Source organism: Streptomyces sp. NBC_00989, assembly GCF_045162655.1.
Lineage (GTDB): Bacteria > Actinomycetota > Actinomycetes > Streptomycetales > Streptomycetaceae > Streptomyces.
In genome coordinates this window covers 940,369-957,701 of the sequence record NZ_CP108728.1, presented here as the reverse complement: position 1 = coordinate 957,701, position 17,333 = coordinate 940,369, and the positions used below count along the sequence as shown (strand labels likewise).

General features: G+C 70.0%; 13 protein-coding genes. 5 read left to right on the top strand and 8 right to left on the bottom strand.

The window, feature by feature from the left end; all coding sequences use genetic code 11:
• Positions 1-14 precede the first annotated feature (14 nt).
• Positions 15-1,484 carry an arabinose isomerase gene (locus OG714_RS04280; protein WP_406118621.1) on the bottom strand — a complete coding sequence of 490 codons (1,470 nt, stop codon included), beginning with the start codon at positions 1,482-1,484 and terminating at the stop codon, positions 15-17.
• Between the two features lie 68 nt (positions 1,485-1,552).
• Positions 1,553-2,854 (bottom strand): MFS transporter, encoded by a 1,302-nt coding sequence (locus OG714_RS04275; protein ID WP_406118620.1) that lies wholly within the window; start codon positions 2,852-2,854, stop codon positions 1,553-1,555.
• A gap of 219 nt (positions 2,855-3,073) precedes the next feature.
• Between OG714_RS04275 and OG714_RS04270 the strand changes: the two genes are divergently transcribed.
• On the top strand, positions 3,074-7,009 hold the full coding sequence (locus OG714_RS04270; RefSeq protein ID WP_406118619.1) for a glycosyl hydrolase: 3,936 nt from the start codon (positions 3,074-3,076) through the stop codon (positions 7,007-7,009).
• Here OG714_RS04270 and OG714_RS04265 read toward each other — a convergent pair.
• Positions 6,992-8,017 carry a LacI family DNA-binding transcriptional regulator gene (locus tag OG714_RS04265; protein ID WP_406118618.1) on the bottom strand — a complete coding sequence of 342 codons (1,026 nt, stop codon included), beginning with the start codon at positions 8,015-8,017 and terminating at the stop codon, positions 6,992-6,994. The genes OG714_RS04270 and OG714_RS04265 overlap by 18 nt on opposite strands.
• A 158-nt stretch (positions 8,018-8,175) precedes the next feature.
• On the opposite strand from OG714_RS04265, the gene OG714_RS04260 reads away from it, so the two are divergent.
• Positions 8,176-8,862 carry a TetR/AcrR family transcriptional regulator gene (locus tag OG714_RS04260; RefSeq protein ID WP_406118616.1) on the top strand — a complete coding sequence of 229 codons (687 nt, stop codon included), beginning with the start codon at positions 8,176-8,178 and terminating at the stop codon, positions 8,860-8,862.
• A gap of 36 nt (positions 8,863-8,898) precedes the next feature.
• Here OG714_RS04260 and OG714_RS04255 read toward each other — a convergent pair whose 3' ends face one another.
• From OG714_RS04255 to OG714_RS04240, 4 genes are all read right to left on the bottom strand, one after another.
• Entirely contained in the window at positions 8,899-10,698 is a 1,800-nt protein-coding gene (locus OG714_RS04255; RefSeq protein ID WP_406118615.1) for a CocE/NonD family hydrolase, read from the bottom strand.
• Positions 10,699-10,744: 46 nt separating this feature from the next.
• The gene (locus tag OG714_RS04250) at positions 10,745-11,476 is read right to left on the bottom strand and encodes an acetate uptake transporter (protein ID WP_406118614.1); all 732 of its coding nucleotides are present in this window, start codon (positions 11,474-11,476) and stop codon (positions 10,745-10,747) included.
• 378 nt (positions 11,477-11,854) lie between these two features.
• On the bottom strand, positions 11,855-12,433 hold the full coding sequence (locus OG714_RS04245; RefSeq protein WP_406118612.1) for a TetR/AcrR family transcriptional regulator C-terminal domain-containing protein: 579 nt from the start codon (positions 12,431-12,433) through the stop codon (positions 11,855-11,857).
• 193 nt (positions 12,434-12,626) lie between these two features.
• Positions 12,627-13,235 (bottom strand): PadR family transcriptional regulator, encoded by a 609-nt coding sequence (locus OG714_RS04240; protein ID WP_406118611.1) that lies wholly within the window; start codon positions 13,233-13,235, stop codon positions 12,627-12,629.
• Between the two features lie 273 nt (positions 13,236-13,508).
• Between OG714_RS04240 and OG714_RS04235 the strand changes: the two genes are divergently transcribed.
• From OG714_RS04235 to OG714_RS04225, 3 genes are all read left to right on the top strand, one after another.
• Complete coding sequence (locus tag OG714_RS04235) at positions 13,509-14,066, top strand: hypothetical protein (RefSeq protein ID WP_406118609.1); 558 nt, start codon at positions 13,509-13,511, stop codon at positions 14,064-14,066.
• A 23-nt stretch (positions 14,067-14,089) separates the two neighbouring features.
• Positions 14,090-15,457, top strand: coding sequence for a carotenoid oxygenase family protein (locus OG714_RS04230; RefSeq protein WP_406118608.1), 1,368 nt, complete (start codon positions 14,090-14,092; stop codon positions 15,455-15,457).
• 131 nt (positions 15,458-15,588) lie between these two features.
• A complete protein-coding gene (locus OG714_RS04225) occupies positions 15,589-16,284 on the top strand; it encodes an RNA polymerase sigma factor (protein ID WP_406118607.1) in 696 nt (231 codons plus the stop codon).
• A gap of 19 nt (positions 16,285-16,303) precedes the next feature.
• On the opposite strand, the gene OG714_RS04220 is transcribed toward OG714_RS04225, so the two are convergent.
• Positions 16,304-17,209 carry an SDR family oxidoreductase gene (locus tag OG714_RS04220; protein WP_406118606.1) on the bottom strand — a complete coding sequence of 302 codons (906 nt, stop codon included), beginning with the start codon at positions 17,207-17,209 and terminating at the stop codon, positions 16,304-16,306.
• Positions 17,210-17,333: the final 124 nt, after the last annotated feature.

Genomic DNA, 17,333 nt, shown 5'->3' with positions numbered 1-17,333 from the left:
TGGAGGGCACCCGCTCACACCTCCCGGTGCTCGATACCGAGCAGGCTCGCCGCGGCCCGGAAGTCCGCCGTGTGGTGGCCCAGCGCGAGGGACCAGTGGTGGCCCACGCCCGTCGCGCTCCAGGCGTCGACCCACTCGCCGGGGTCGCGGCCGAAGTCGACGCGGCTGGTGGTGTTGCCGATCGCGAGGTGCGGTCCGGGGACGACGGTTCCTTCCGACGTGATGAAGGACAGGGAGCCGTCGGCGTCCTGGCCGAGGCCGAGGAGGGTGACGGGACCGTGCCGGACGTCGAACTCCACGCTCACGCCCCAGCCGCGCTTGCCGTGATAGACACCCAGGCCGCGCAGCAGCGGGTCGCGGGCGCTGACCGCGAGGTGGGCGGGGCCGTCGTGGCCCATCTCCACCACGCCGGCCTCGAAGTCGAGGGCCTGGATCTCGGTGAAGGAACCCCCGGCACCGATGCTCTGCGTCGCCAACTGGGCCAGGCTGGTGCGGAGTTCGTACTCGCCGGCGGCCGGTACGCCCCGGGCGGTGAGCAGGGAGGCACCCAGGATCATGCCGGCGCCGAGCCGTTCGTGCAGTTCCCCGTCGAGTCCCCGGTGGTAGTAGGCGAGGGTGTCGAGGCCGAAGTCCTCGACCAGCCGGTCGAGCGCGACGGACACGGTCGCCCCCCACGCGAAGTCCTCGTCGACCACGCTGTCGTCCACGGCGAAGATCCGCCGGGCCAGCGCCGTGCGCTCACGGGTCTCGGCCTCGCTCACCTTCTCCACCCGGTGCCGCAGATCGTCGAACTCCAGCACCTCGACGTGTGAGCCGAACGTCGCCGGGAGCAGCGTCAGGTCGGTCGACACGTCGAGCATGCCGGGATACAGATGCCCCATCAGACCGTGCCGGGCATGGCGGAGCGAGGCACGCACGTGCGCGGCCCGGATCCACTGCTCGATGCGCCGCCAGGCCGACTCCTGGCGCAGCCAGCCCGACACCGACCGGAAGGGGATACCGGCCCGGCGGAAGACGTTGCCGACCTCGGGCACCGGGCACTGCCCGCAGTAGGCGAGCCAGGCGCCCGTGTCGAAGGAGGCATGGTCCATTCGCTGCGAAGGCTGGAGGTCGATGACCAGGACGGGGGTGTGCGAGCGCTGGGCGATCGGCAGCACCATCGACGAGGTCAGGTACGTCGTCAGGAACAGGACGATCAAGTCGCAGTCCGCGCGCCGCAGTTGCTCCGCCGCGGCCGCCCCTTCCACGGCGTCGGAGATGAAGCCGACGTCCGTCACCTCCGCGTCCATCTGCTGGAAGCGCTCGGCGACGTACGCGGACGACTCCCTCAACTGCGGGAGAAGGTCCGGGAATTGGGGCCAGTAGGCGCCGAGGCCGCCCGCCACGAGTCCGATCCGGGTGCGGCGGCGGGGCGCCGGGGGGAGCAACTCGGCCAGGGCGGCGGCGCGTTCCTCGGTCACGGTCGTGGGTTCGGTCGTTGCCATGGGCGGTGTTCCTTCCGGGATCCGGTGGTGCGGCCGGGGTCCGGTGTGTTCTGCGGGGCGGTGCTGATTCACGTCCGGGCCACGCCCAGACCCGGCGCCGGGGCGGCAGCGGTGTCGGGGGAGCGCCGGATGAGGACATGGATGACGTACACACCCGCGACCCCCGACGCCGCCATGCAGAGGGTGATCAGCCACAGCAGGAGCGACGCGCTGTAGTCCATCAGTGCGGGCGTGACGAAGGCGACGCCCGCGAAGACCCCGCGCGACAGGGCGTAGGTGAGGCCCTGGGTGGTGCCGCGGGTGTCCGGAGGCAGTGTCAGCTGCGACCACACCTTGTAACTGGCCTCTCCGGCAAAGGGGTTGGAGATCTGGTACAGCACGAAGAAGACGAGCATGCCGACCAGGGCGCCGGCCGTGAGGGAGGCGATGCAGAAGGCCACGACCTGCACGACGGTGAAGACGTAGAACAGCCGGTCGCGCCAGGGGGTGTCGGCGAGCCGTACGAAGACGAACGTCAGGACCAGTGCGATCGGCAGGAAGGCCAGGTTGATCCCGGTGGCCAGGCTCTGCGAGGCGCCGCTGACCGTGACCAGGAGGTAGGTGCCGAACTGGCCGAAGGTGTTGGCGCCGATGCCCCAGGTGACGTAGTAGACGAAGGTCGCGACCATCGGCAGCAGCGCGGCACGGTTCCACACGTTCTTGAGCTCGATGCCGCGCGGGGCGGCCAGCGCGGCCGCCTCCTCGCGCTGTGCCGCCTCGGACGGCTCGGCCAGCTCCAGCCGGGCGCGGAGCAGGAAGGTGACCAGCGCGGCGACGACCAGGTGGCCGGTGATGAAGCGGGCCCCGGTCATGCCGGTGTCCGACAGGACGTAGCCCAGGAAGATGACGACGACGATGCCCAGCACCCACAGGACCTGGGTGAACGACACGAGACGCGCCCGGCCGTCGGCGGGTGCGGCGTCCGAGACCACGGCCAGGGAGGTCGGCAGGTCGGCGCCGGCGGCCAGTCCCGCGACGAGCACGCCGACGAAGAGGACGATGTCGTTCGGGGCGAGGGTGATGACGATCGCGCCGACCGCGTAGCAGAGGATGTCCAGGTTGTAGACGCGGCGGCGCCCGAACATGTCGGCGAGCCGTCCTCCGACGAGGGAGCCGACGGCGATGCAGCCGGTGACGATCGCGCTGATCGCGCCGGCCATCCACACGCCCATGTCGTAGTGGTCGCGGTAGATCGCCAGGTTGACGGCGATGCTGACGATGAGCGCGGCGTCGAGGTAGGAGGCCATGCCCGAGAGGGCCGCGACCTTCCACAGGTGCCTCGGGATGGGCGGTTGTTCCGCGTGTTCCGGTGCAGGTGAGAATCGGATCATGATGCGGCTCCTCGCGGCTCTGGGCCGGGGTCGCAGTGAATATAGGGTTCAAAAAACGTTCCAACAAGCCCTCTTGCACGCATCCGTGGGAAGAAGGGCGGGCCTCCTTCCCGCCTCCCGGATCCGGTGCCAACATTGCAGGTGACAGACGACTGAGCCGACCTAAAACGTTTTTTGATCCTTGTGAGTGCCCGAGCCTTACTCGGAAGGACCAACACCGTGATCTCGCCCGCGCTTCGGCAGCTCTTCGACACCCCGCCCCGGGACTTCGGCCCCACCCCGCTGTGGTGGTGGTCCGGCGCCAAGGTCACCCGCGAGCAACTCGACTGGCAGCTGCGCCGGTTCGCGGACGGCGGCGTCCACAACCTCGTCGTCATCAACCTGGCACCGGCCGGCCCGGCCTTCGGCGCCCGGACCGACGACCCGCCGTGGTTCGGCGAGGAGTGGTGGGACCGCTTCACCGACACCTGCCGGATCGCCCGGGACATCGGCACCCGGCTGTGGTTCTACGACCAGATCGGCTTCTCCGGCGCCAACGTCCAGGGCGCCGTCACCCGCCGCCACCCGGAGGCCGCCGGCCGCGCCCTGCGCTCCCGGAGGGCCACGGTCACCGGCGGCACGGTCGCACTGCACGGAGCCGAAACCCTGGTCGCTGCCTACGACTTGGAGGGGCGCCGCCTCCCCGTGACCCCCGGCATCCAAGCCGCCGAGGGAACGGACGTACGGCTCGTCGTCGCCGTCCCCACCGCCTTCGACTACCTGGACCCGCACGCCGTAGGACTGCTGCTGGACGCCGTCCACCACGAGTACGACCGGCGTGTCCCCGAGTACCTGGGCAACGTCATCGCGGGCAGCTTCCAGGACGAGCTGCCCGGCACGAACTCCTGGAGCCACCGCTTCCCCGACGAGTTCCGCACCCGCCGCGGCTACGACCTCCTCGACCACCTCCCCGCCCTGTTCGGCCCGGCGGCCGGCCGCGCGGCGAAGATCCGCGCCGACTACTACGCGGTCCGCGCCGAACTCACCGAAGAGGCCCTCTTCAAGCCTCTCGCCGCCTGGCACGAGGAACGCGGCATGCTCGTCGGGGCCGACCAGAGTCACCCCGCACGGGCGGGCTTCCCGGCCCAGTCGACGCAGATCTACACCGACTACTTCCGCACCCACCGCTGGTACGGCGCCGCCGGCAGCGACCACCACGGCGACTCCAAGGTCCACTCCTCCATGGCGCACCTCTACGGCCACGAGCGCGTCTGGATCGAGGCGTTCCACTCCTCCGGCTGGGGCGGCACCCTGGCGGACACCTACGACTGGCTGCTGCCGTTCCTGCGCAGCGGCGCCAACCTGTACAACCCGCACGCCAGTTACTTCGGCACCGCGGGCGGCTGGTTCGAGTGGGCGCCGCCGTCCACCGACTGGCGTCAGCCCTACTGGCAGCAGTACCCGGCGTTCTCCCGCGCCGTCGCCCGGATCTGCTCGATCATGTCCTGGGGCACCTACAGCGCCGACGTCGCGGTCCTGCACCCCACCGCCACCATGCAGTCCCTCATCCCGCTGGACGCCCCCGTCAAACACTTCGGCGACGGCCGCCTGGGCGACGACCACGCCGACGTCGACGAGACCCAGCGCCACTACCTCGACCTCTGCGGCACCAACAACTGGCTCGACCCGCACGTCGGTTCACTGGACCGCCACCGCATCGCCTTCGACATCATCGACGACGCCTCCGTGCAGCGCGCCACGACCGCCGAAGGAGCCCTGCGCGTAACGGACTTGAGCTACCGCGCGCTGCTGCTGCCCTCGGCGAGCGTCCTGGAGGGTGAGACGGCACGCCGACTCACCCAACTCCTCGACGCGGGCGGCCGGGTGGTGGTCGTAGGCCGTCCGCCCGCTACGGCGGCCGGACAGACCGGTGACGACTCCGTCGTCGCGGCGCTGCTGAAGCACCCGCGACTGGAGCGGGCGAGCGACGCCGAGACCGGAGCGGCGGCGGTGGCCGACCTTGCCGGTCACGCGACCGCCGAGGTGCCACTGCTCGTCAGGAGAAAGGGAGTTGAGGCGGTCGCCCTGGTGACGGGTGCCTTCCCCGACGCCCGCACGCTGCCCGGAGACGCCAACCACGAGGCGGACCCAGCGCGTTACGCCCACCACTCGACCGTCACCGTGCACGCCACGGTCACCGAGGCCGAGATCTGGAACCCGGCGACCGGCACCCGTCACCCGGCCCAAGTCACCGTCTCCGACGGCCGTTCGACCATCGAGGTACCACTTGCCGGCGCCCCTGCCGCCCTCGTCGTCTGGCACGAAGGCACCCCGCGGACACACCGGCAGGCCGCACCCTCACCCACGCCGGAACGGACGATCGACCTCTCGACCGGTTGGGAGGGCCGCCTGGTCCCGACCATGGACAACACCTGGGGCGACCTGGCACTCCCCGCGGGCTCGTCCGTCGCCGAACCGCAGATCTGGACGATGAGTTGGGCCGAGACGGACGATCCCGACGCGAGCGGGGAACCGACGCGGGTGACCTACGGCAACCGGGTCCGCGTCCTCCCACCGGTGCCGTCCGCACAGGCCCCCGATCCGCTGGACGGACCAGACGTCGAACGCGTTCTCGCCGGAGAACTGCCCCTCTTCTCCCCGGACTTGGGATGGCGCTGTTCGCTGTACTCGTCGAGCCGCGGCATCCCGGACCCGGACGGCCTGCTCGGCAACAAGGGCCTGGTGACGGAGGAGTTCGTACGGGTCCCCGTGCCCGGGCCCGGCACGGTCGCCCGGGTCCGTTCGATCGTGGAGACGGACCACCGCGGCCCCGCCGATCTGCACATCGGCGCCGCGGCCACCAAGCGGGTGTGGTGGAACGGCGAGAACCTGGACACCGGCACCGGGTATCTCGCCACCGCCCGCGTGGAGATCGGCCGGACCCGCAACGTCCTCGAGTACGAGCTGGGGGAGGCCCAGGACCGGCCGTTGCTGATCTCCGGCACGGCGGGCACCCCGCTGGGCAGCTACTTCTGCCTGACCCGCCCGGACGGCTTCGGGCCGCGCCCGCAGTTCATGTGCCTGCCCGAGGACGTACGACCGTCCGGCGGCGTGACCTATCGGGGGCGGCTGTATGGCCCCGGCCGGGCGGTACTCGTCGTGGGTGCGGCGGTCGGTGTGACCGTGCTGCTCGACGGGGAGGTCGTCGCGCGCCAGGAGAAGGTGGAGTACTACGAGTCCGACTGGGGCGCGGTGCCGATGTTCTTCCGGCACCAACTCGCCCTCGGTGAAGGCGAATACGCCCTGGAGCTGGTGGCCGACACCGTCCATCCGCGTGAAGCCGTGTTCGTCGACTGCGTGGCCCGCGCGGAGTCTGCCGCGAACTCCCTGGTGAGCGGCGCCGGTTGGGAGGCCGAGACGGGGGAGTGGCGTGGCCGTACCGTCGAACACGAGGGCCGGTGGGGGGAGTTGCAGCACTGCTACGCGGCCGTACGACCGCACCCGTTGCCGGACACCGAGTGGCTCACCGGCGCACCGGTGCTCGGCACCGCCGTACTGCCGCTGCGTTCCACGGACACCATTCGCGAACGCGCCCAGCGTTTCCGCTTCACCGTGCCCCCGGGCACCGAATCGCTGGAACTGCCAGTGGAGTTGCCCGCCACGGTGCGGGTCGGCGACGGTGCCGAGACGTGGCTCGACGGCCGGTTCCTGACACTGGATGAGCCGCTGCCGGAGCCCACGGAGGTCGAGGTCGTCACCGCACCCACGGCCGTACTGCGGGGTGGCTCCGCCTGGCGCGGACCGGTGCGCGTCCGTACCGTACCGGCCCAACTGTCTCTGGGAGACTGGCAGTTGCTCGGACTGGGCGGCTGGAGCGGTGGTGTGACGTACTCGCGGGAGGTGCGGGTGCCGGCAGGCCCGGACCCGGTGCTGGATCTGGGGCGGGTGCGGGGCAGCGTGTCGGTCGCCCTCGACGGGGAGTGTGTCGGCGAGGCGTTCTGTCCTCCGTACCGTTTCGAACTCCCGGGTGCCGCCGGGCGGTTGGTGCGGCTGGACGTGACCGTCAACAACACCTTGGCCCCCTATCTCGCCGAGGCCACCCCCACCGCCTGGGCCTTCCCGTCGCAGCTCTCGTCGGGACTGCTGGGACCGGTGACGCTACGGATTCGGGACTGACGGGGGCCGGGTGGAGTCCCGTAGGACGAGGTCGGGCGCGAACACCCGTGTCTCGTGGGCGTGTTCGGCGCGGGCCTCCACCTCGTCGAGCAGCATCCCGACCGCCGCCCTGCCGAGTTCCTCGACGGGTTGCCGGACCGTCGTCAGGGTCGTACCCACGAAGCTCGCGATGTCGAGGTCGCCGTAGCCGACGACCTGAACCTCCTCGGGTATGCGTACCCCCCGTTCGCCCAGCCCTCGGCACAGGCCGGCGGCGAGGAAGTCGTTGGTGCAGAAGACGCCGTCGGGCAGTTCGTCGAGAGCGCGGGCGATCTCCAGGCCGTACGCCACGGTCATCTCGTCGGCGACGACCTGGCGGACCCGTGCCTCGCGGCGGGTGCGGACGGCCTGGCGGGCGCCCTGGTAGCGCTCGGCGCACTGCACGATCCCGCGCTCGCCGTTCACGACGAGGATGTCGCGTGCCCCGCAGTCCAGGAGGTGCTGCACAGCGACCCGGCCGCCGGCGATGTCGTCGACGGACACGGAACAGCCGTCCTGGGCCGACAGCGCACGGTCCGCGAGGACCAGCGGGATGCCGCGCTCACGCAGCCGGGTGAGGCGGGTCGGATCGGCGCCGAGCGGGACGACCACCGCTCCCACGGCCCGCTGCTCGATCAGCATCGTGAAGTAGCCCTGCTCCCGCTCGGGGGCGTCACCGCTGTCGCAGAGCACGAGGGAGTAGCCGTGGTCGTAGGCCGCGTCCGCGGCACCGCGTGCGATGCGCGAGTAGAAGGAATTGGCCACGTCGGGCAGGACCAGGCCGATCGAGGACGAGTGCCCGGTACGAAGGCCCGCGGCTCCCGGGTGCGGCACATAGTCGAGCGCGGCGACCGCGTCACGGACCCGCTCGGCGGTACGGGCGTTGACCCGCTCGGGCCGGTTCAGGACATTCGACACCGTGGACACCGAGACGCCCGCGGCGGCCGCGACATCCTGAATGCGGGCGGGGCGAACCTGGATGGCGTCCACCCCCCTCGCTGTGGCAGCCGTGCGACCAGGCACGACGCGGTTCTCATGGGCGGCGTCAGTGTACCCCGATGGTGGTTGCAACGTTTTCTGCCGGGTGCGCTGGACAGGGGTGTGCGGTGGCCGAACCTGCCTGTGATCACCAGGGTTAACATGAGGTCATGGCTGAGGGTTCCGGGGTTGATGCCCCGATGGAGGGCGGCCGCCCGCTGAGGCGCGATGCCGCCCTCAACCGGGAGAAGATTCTGCGTGCCGCGCGGGAGGTCTTCGGCCAGTACGGGCTGCGGGTCACGCTCGACGACGTGGCCCGGCACGCGGGGGTCGGGGTCGGCACCGTGTATCGGCGCTTCCCCGACAAAGAGACCCTTGTGCGGGCCCTGTTCGAGCAGGATCTCGGGATACGGCAGGCATCCGCGTCGCGGGCGCTCGCTCACCCCGATCCCTGGGAAGGGTTCGTGGACTTCCTGATGGAGATGGGCGCCGATCTCGCCGAGAACCGTGGCCTGCAAGAAGTGATCATGTTGGGGAGCCACAGTTCCGAGCCCATCGAGACGATGCGGGGCGGGATGCTCCCCTTCCTGGAGGCCCTGATCCAGCGGGCGCAGGAGAGCGGGGATCTGCGGGCGGAGATCACTCCCTCCGACATCCCTGTCGTCGTGCAAATGCTCAGTGCCGCCAGCCAGTTCACCCAGGGCAAGCGGCCCGACGTCTGGCGCCGCTACTTCGAGATCATCCTGAACGGCATCCGGCAGCGTCCCGACAACCTTCCGCTGACGACACCGAGTCTGAGCAACGAGACGGTGGAACAGGTGATGGGCCTGGTCAGGCCCGCCGCCGTACAGGAGTAGCAGGCCTGCCGTATGCGCAGACCTGCCACCCGTGTTTCAGGAGGACGGTCCCCAGTCGGCGTCGCTGGGAGTGGCCGAACTCGGTGTTGTGAGGGGCAGGTTGACGAAGGACGCCGCCTGCGGGGAGCGTTCGACGGTGTAGACACCGCCGGCCAGGTTCGCCAGTTCCTGCGGGGTCGGGGCGACGGGGAGGTGGAAGTCCGCCGGCGGCTGGCTGTTGACGCTGATCTGGATCCGGTAACCGGCGGGAATCCTGGTGAAGTTGGACAGCAGGGAGATGTCGTAGCGGGCCGTCTGGCCTGGTGCCACCGGGCGTTGTGACGCCTGGGTGAAGGGGTGGCTGGGTTTGATCAGGGTGCCGTTGTCGCCGTACCAGCTCTCCTGGCTGTCCACGGCGCGTTGGCTGCCCAGGAGGATCCCGTCGGCCTGCTTGGTCACCGTCCCGTCGGGCGCGACCAAGCTCAGCTTGGCCGACAGTTCGGTCTCCGGTGTCGTCGACCTGGCGTAGAGGGTGACGTCGGTCGGGCCGTTGAGCAGGGCCGCCTTGGTGAGAGGGGCGGTGGTGTACGTCAGCGTGTCGGCCGCGGTCGCCGCGCTCCAGGAGAGCGTGTCGCTGCCCTCGTCCGTCGGTTTGCCGGGAGTGAGTGAGCCGTTGCCGAGGTAGTAGGTCCGGGCGTCGGAGGAAAGGAGCCAGGCGGCGCTGTCGACCCAGGTGCTCGCGCCGTTCTCGAACAGGTGCAGGGGAGTCGAGGTGTTCGCCATCCCGGTGGGCGCGTTCTTGAGCCAGGTGTCGAACCACTCCAGGCGGATGCCCTGCAAGGTTGCCTCGTTGACGTGCTCGCCGTGGGTCCATGGTCCGACGATTGCCTGGTACCGGCCGGTGACGGGATCGCCCGACGAGATCGGATCCGTCAACGGACGGTGGTAGTAGGCGTTTTGGGCGGACACGTAGGCGCCGAGGTTGCCGCCGGGGAAGAGGTCGTCCCAGCCGGCCTCGGTCAGCGCCGGAATGTTGTTGCCCACGATCTTCGGCACGAGCTTCTTCTGGACGTTCAGGGACTGCCAGTAGGCATCGTTGTACGAGCGTGAACCGCCCGAGGCCTGCTGGGCGATGGTCACCGACTGCGGGTCGGTGGCGGGATCGTCCTCGGGGCCGCGCGGCTCGGCCTGGGCGATGCCGGCCACGAAGGAGGTGGGGATACCGCCGTTGCCCGTGAGGTCGTTGTAGAAGTCCGAGTCGGTGCAGAACGGGGTGATGGCCTTCAGCGCGGAGTTCTTGCCCACGGCCGCGGCGGTGAACCACTGATCGACCCCGAGGTAGGAGCAACCGTCCAGTCCCACCTTGCCGTTGGACCCCGACAGGGTGTGGGCCGCCCAGTCGACGAGGTCGGCCCCGTCCTTGCCCTGCCGGTCCCCGAACCAGTCGACCTGCCCGCCGGAGTCACCGGTGCCGCGCACCGCGGAGGCCACGTAGATGTAGCCCCGCTGCACGAAGTAGGTCCCGGTGCCCGTGGGGTCGGAGCGCTGTGCGCCGTAGGGATTCTGGGTCAGCAGCACGGGGAACGGGCCCGGCGCGCGGTCGCCGGTGCTCGGGTCGGTCGGATAGACCACCTCGACGGCGATCTTCACCCCGTCGTCCATGGTGACGGTGGTGTGGACGGGCGCGCTCGCCGCGTAACTCGCCGCGGGCGGCTGCCAGTTGGCCGCGTGCGCGGGGAGTGCGGTGGCTGTCGTCCGGCCTGCGGCCACCAGGAGGAGCACCGCCGAGGCACTGCTCAGTACGGAGACTCTGTGCGGCAGCTTGATCCGGTGCTCTGCTGCCTTGGGCTTTTTCATGCGGCTCCTTGAGACGGGCGGGGGGTTCGTCGTCATGCCGACTGGGTCACGCCGTCTGCGGGACGGCCTGCCGGTCGCGGTTCAGGGCGAAGAGCGGGAAGACGTCGCGTCCCCGGATGTCGTTGGTCAGCTCCGCCAGGACCAGATAGAAGGCGACGGCGGCCAGCACGATCTCCACGTAGCCGGCCGTGTGCAGTACCGAGTCGCTCGGGACACCCGCGCTGGAAGCACCCAGATAGGCGGTCACCAGGAGCACGATCGTCAGGGTCAGCAGGGCGAACGCGCTCACGATCACCGCGTTCGTGCCCAGACTGGCGACGGCGAAGACCAGCGTCACGACCAGCCAGGCGATGAGGAACAGCCCCAGTGACTGCATCACCGCGTGTCCGCCCGCGGCCGCCGATGCCTCCGCCGACGCGCCGCCGGCCTTCGCCACGGCCGCCGCCGCTCCCGCGATGTGGGGTGCCGCCCAGAACTCGATGACGGTGTAGCCGAACCAGAACGCCCCGTACGCCGTCAGGAACGCCGCCGCGAACGTCGCGCCGGACGCCAACGCGAAGAAGCCCGCGACGAGTTGGACGAGGCCGCCGTAGAAGAAGGTGCCCGCCAGCACGATCGTGCCGTCGGCCGCGTCGATGATTCCGGCGGTGTGCAGGCCCAGGATGAGCGAGCACCACGCGAATCCGGCCGCCCCCACGGCTGTCGCGTGACCGATGTGGGAGGTGATGACTGCCTGGACCGGCGGGCTCTGGGCATCGTGAAGCGACACTTCGGGCATGGTGGTCAACCCTTCTGGAATGTCGACGGCGGGGGCGCTCGGCCCGTGCCGTCTACCGAATGGTCGGTAGTTTGGGAACGGCCTGTTGGGGCTGTCAAGGGATCGAACCGAAGTGGAAAACGGCCTCGCCGACGTCCTGGAGATCGCTGCCGACGTCCTGGTCGCAGGGCGGAGGTGGCTTCAACGGTGCGCCTTCGGCGCGCGGATCGCGGGCATCATGCCTGGTGGGAAGGGGTGACCGTCGTGTCGCCCGGAGGGGCCCGGTAGGTGACGGGTGATCGTTCGGGAGGGCCGCGTCGTAGGGCTTCCCGGGCCGAAGAAAGTGGAGATATATTCTCCGAAACGAGGCTGGGAGTCCTCGAAGCGAGGGGAGCGGACCTACTGGGTGAGCTGTCCGCTGAGGCCGCCGAGGATGAGCCCGAGTCCGAACTCGAAGCGGTCGTCGAAGTTGAGGACCTCCTCGACGGGGGTGGGGAGCAGTTGCGGGTACGTCCGGCGAGCGTCGGGGAACGTGAGTCTGTCGGGGGCGTCGTCGGTCAGGCCCTGTTGTTCCAGGGCTTCCCCGAGGGCGTAGCAGAAGACGGTGGACGTGGCCCAGAGCGCGGAGACGCCGTTGAATCCCGCGCGCTGCATGACGCCGACGAGGCGTTCGGTGAGCGTCAGGCTGTGTCGTTTCGCGGCGCAGCTGCCGCCGACGATCCTGGTGCCCTCGCGCTGTGCCGGCAGGGCCTGCCGCAACTGTCCCGCGAGGAGGGTGGCTTCGGCCTCCCAGTGTTTCTCGTGGCTGTCCGGGAGGACCTTGGCCAGGATCGCTTCGGCCATCTCGTCCAGGAGGGCCTGTTTGTTGCTGAACACGCGGTAGATGGCGGGCAGCTGGAGCTTGTTCGCGTCCGCCAGCCGGCGCATGGTCAACGCGTTCAGCCCGCCGTCGTCGACGATCCGGAGCGCGGCGGTCACCAGCGCTCGGGCGCGGGTCGCGGGCGGCGGGGGGCCCGCCTGTGCGGATGAGGAAGCGTCATGACCTTCGCCGCCCTGGCCGTCCTGTCGGCCTAGGTCGGGCAAGCGGTCCCGACCGACCCCGACCCGGAAAGGATCGGTCCGGCCATGATCGACGGGTGTTCTTGGGGTACGGGGGAAGGGGTGTGTCGCCTCATCGCCCCGAGTGCGCCTGCTCCACGGCGTCGTCGGTGCTCGGTTCGTCCGCGTCCGGCGCGACCGTCTCTTCGGTGGGACCCGCGATGTGTCCGCTGCGCAGCTGCTCCGCGGCCCAATGGGCCCACTCCTGCTCCAACACCCGTTGCCGGATGCCGTGTTCGAGGACCAGTCGGCCGCACACGGTGAGCATGTCCTTGTCCCACTCCTCCGTGTCCCGGAGGGTGACCAGAGCGTCGTGCTCCTTGGCCGAGGCCTCCGCATGGTCCAGGAGTCGCTGTACCGCTTCCTCGCGCGGCAGGAGTCCCAGGAAGAAGGTCTGCAGAAGCATCGGGTTGCGCAGCGGCCGGCTCTCCCGGGTCTCGGAGAGCCAGCGCAGGGTCTCCGCGTGCCCCTCGGGGGTGAGCGAGTACTGCTTGCGTCCCCGAGGACCCTCCTCCGTGACCTTGATCAGACCTGTCGCGTCCAGCTTGGTCAGCTCGCCGTAGATCTGGCTCTGCTTGGCGGGCCAGACGTATCCGAGCGAGGTGTCGAACATTTTCAGCAGGTCGTAGCCGCTGCCGGGGCGGAAGACGAGGAGTCCCAAGAGGGCGTTGCGAAGGCTCATGCCGACAACCCTAACGCCTGTCACTCCAATATTGACAGGTCGAAAACTACCCATGCGGATTCTGTGCGTCCGGGAGGGGGGGCGCGTGGAGGTCGGGCGTGGTCGTAAGGGTTCGCGCAGGTGGGGCTTGTGCGGGCCGGTGAGGGCGGTTGTGCGGCGGACTTTCGTTCAATATTCCATTCTTGACATGTTGATTGCGGAGCATCTAGCTTCCACCTGTCAAAGTTGGAACATCAAGTTGTGAGGAAGTAAAACGTGGGCATCATGGCGTATATGCGTGGGTTCTACCCATGGATCGCGGCAGGCTTCGTCTCCGCCGTCGACTGGCGCTGGGGCGCGGTGGCCGGCGTCGTCGTCGGGGTCCTGCTGCTTCTCCAGGACCGGCGCAGGGGAGTGGCGATGGACGCGCTGGTGCTGGAGATCAGCACCATCGTCTACTTCGTCATCATCGGGGCGATCGCCTTCAGCTCACCCGACTCGTCGATCCAGGACCACAGCGACGTCATCTCGTTCGTCTGGCTCGCCGGTACGGCCTGGGGCAGCATGGCGCTCCGCAGCCCGTTCACGCTCGGGATCGCCCGTCGGCAGGCGCCCGAGGAGTACTGGGACACCCCGGGTTTCCTCGCGGTCAACAACCACATCACGGCCGCCTGGGGATCCGGGTTCACGTTCATCGCCGTCGTCCTGGCCATCGGCAACGCGACCGACGCCCCCGCCTGGATCGGCATCACCGCCCACGTCGTCGGCCTGGTCGCTCCCGCGGTCTTCACCTCGGTCTACCCCAAGCGTGTCCAGGCCCGTCTCGAAGCCATGCAAGCAGCGTCGGCCTGACCAGCTAACCCAAGGACTTCCCCATGAGTACGGACAAGACCCCACCGCCTCCGCACCTGGCCGGCAACTTCGCCCCGGTCCCCGACGAGATCACCGTCACCGAACTGGAGGTGACCGGAGCCGTCCCGCCGGAACTCACCGGCTGGTACCTGCGTAACGGCCCCAACCCGCACGAGGCCGCCTCGGCCCACTGGTTCACCGGCGACGGAATGGTGCACGGCGTCCGCCTCGACGGCGGCAAGGCCACCTCGTACCGCAACCGCTGGGTCCGCACCCCCACCCTCGCGACCGGGGCCCAGGTCTACGGCCGGGACGGCGAGATGAACCTCGCCGCGGGCGTCGCGAACACCCACGTCATACGGCACGCGGGCCGCACCCTCGCCCTCGTCGAGACGTCCTTCCCGCAGGAGTTGAGCTGCGAGACGGGCCGCGAACTCGACACGGTCGGCCCCTACGACTTCGACGGCCGCCTGCGCACCCCGATGACCGCCCACCCCAAGACCTGCCCGGTCACCGGTGAGTTGCACTTCTACGGGTACGGAGGGCTGTCGGCTCCCTACCTCACCTACCACCGCGCGGACGCCGGCGGTGAGTTGACGGTCAGCCGGCCGATCGACGTGCCGGCGCACACGATGATGCACGACTTCTACCTCACCAGGAACCATGTCGTCTTCATGGACCTGCCCGCCGTGTTCAGCATCGAGCGGGCCATGGATCCGGACGGAGGCATGCCGTACATCTGGTCCGACACCTATGGAGCCAGGCTCGGCGTACTGCGCAGGGACGACCCGCACGGCGACATCCGCTGGTTTGACATCGACCCCTGCTACGTCTTCCACACCCTCAACTCCTTTGAGGAGAACGACGGTCGGCGCCTCGTCCTGCTGGGCATGCGGTACCCGTCCCTGCGGGACGGCGTCACCGTGGCGACGGCGGCGCACCTGTGGCGGTGGACCATCGATCTCACCACCGGCGCGATCAGCGAGGAGCAACTGGACGACCACCCGGGGGAGTTCCCTCGCATCGACGACCGACTCGCGGGCCTGCCCGCGGACTTCGGGCACGCGACCGCGGCGCCCGTTCCGGAACTCCCGCAGTACGACCCGAACGAGTCGCGTGCCGCGATCCACCGGTACGACCTCCGCAAGTCGAGCGTCGCCAGCCACTACTTCGCTCCCGGACGCTTCCCGGGCGAGGCGGCCTTCGCCCCCGCCGACGATCAGGCGGGCGGCCCCGGCTGGCTCATGACCTACGTGTACGACGCCGTGACCGACCGGAGCGACCTGGTCATCCTCGACGCGGACAACCTCACGCACGAGCCGGTGGCCACCATCCATCTGCCCCGACGGGTACCCGCGGGCTTCCACGGCAACTGGCTGGCGGACGCCTGACACACCGCAGCACCCTGTCGACTCCGTGAACGGTGAGCCGTCCTCCGGGCCCGAACGCTCGGGTGGTCCGGAGGACGGCTCTCGCCAGGGTGCCCTGAACAGCCGTAGCAAGGTGCTGGAGGGGAACCACCATGGGGGACGTCGCGGGGGCGGCACACACGGAGGACGCGGCGTTGACGCGTGCGGCCCAGTCGGGTGAAGTCGCGGCGCTGGGGCTGGTGTTGGAGCGGCACCGGGCGGGGATGCGTGCCGTGGCGGTGAGCATTCTGGGGCCGGGTGCGGACGCCGACGACGTGATGCAGGACGCGGCGCTGACGGCGCTGCTGCGGATCGGGGACGTGCGTGATCCGGAGGCGGTGGGCGCGTGGCTGCGGATGATCGTGCGCAACGCCTGCCGGCGGGTGCTGCGGGATGCGGTCGTGGTCCGGCCGATGTGTGAACTGCCGTTGCTGTCCACGTACATGGGCCCGGAACAGTGGATCGAGCGGAACGCGCTGCGCGACTGGGTCTGGGAGGCGCTGGGGGAACTCACCCCGGCGTTGCGCGTGCCGTTGGTGCTGCGCTACTTCGCCACCGGGGTTACCTCGTACGAACGGATCGCGGAGGTCTGCGGGGTTCCGGTCGGCACCGTGCGCAGCCGGCTGAGCCAGGGCCGGGCCAAGCTGGCGGCGACCCTCGCGGCCACGGCGGACGCTCCGCACGGCGATGCCGGACAACGCGTCCGGGCCAGCCGGGTCGAGGCCCGTGCACTGCTGGCCGCCGAGGCGCACAAGGACCTTCGACCGGGCCCGCACCTCACCCCGGACCGGATCAGTGTCCTGCGCTGAACACCCCGAAACGGCTGAACTACCCGAAGTAGTGGCCCTCTTCGATGTCCGGGACCAGTGCGGGGTGCGTCGGCCGCCAGCCCGTGCGCTGTCGCGTCAGGGCGCTCGACGCCGGGCTGTCGAGTGCGGCCAGCGGAGCGAGGAAACCGGTGAAGTGCCGGCTCGCCTCCTCGGGGGTCAGGCTGACGGCGGGGACCTTCAACCGCCGGCCGATGGCGCGGGCGATGTCCCGGAACGGCACCCCTTCCTCGGCGACCGCGTGCAGGGGCGTGCCGGCCGGGGCGGATTCCAGGGCCAGCCGGTACAGGGTCGCCGCGTCACGGCGGTGCACCGCCGGCCACCGGTTCGCCCCGTCGCCGACGAAGGCGGACACACCTGTCGTACGGGCGACGCCGACGAGCGTCGCGATGAATCCGCGCGTGTCCCCCGGGCCGTGCACGGTCGGGGCCAGCCGTACCGAGGACGAACGCACTCCGCGTCCGCTCGCGGCGAGGACGGACGTCTCGACCTGGAGCCGCAGGGCCGTGACGGGGTTGGCGACGGTCGGAGTCTCTTCGGTGAGCAGGTGGCCCGGTGTGCGGCCGATGACGCCCGAAGTGACCACGAAGGGTTTGCCCGTGCCCTCCAGCTCCGTGCCGATCGCCTCCACCGCGTTCAACTCGGCCTTCGCGCGGGCGGCCGGGTCGGTGGTCTCGGAGATGTGCTGGTTCGCGGCGTAGATCACGCCGTCCGCCGCCGCGGCTCCGGCGCGCAGGCCGGCGGCGTCGTCGATGTCACCGCGGTGCACGTCGACGCCGGAGCGCGTCAACATGTCGGCGGCCGGGTCGGAGCGGGCGAGGCCGAGGACCTGGTGCCCCGCGTCGAGGAGTTCACGGACGACGGCGGAGCCGATGTAACCGGTCGCGCCGGCGACGAAGACACGCACAGTGGAGATCCCCCAGGGTCGATTCGGGCCGTCCCGACGGCAGTTGGCGACGGGCTCACGGACCACGCTAGGAAGGGCCCGCGAAGGTGTCCAAGTCCCGTGTCGCATGGGGCTATGCGCGGCG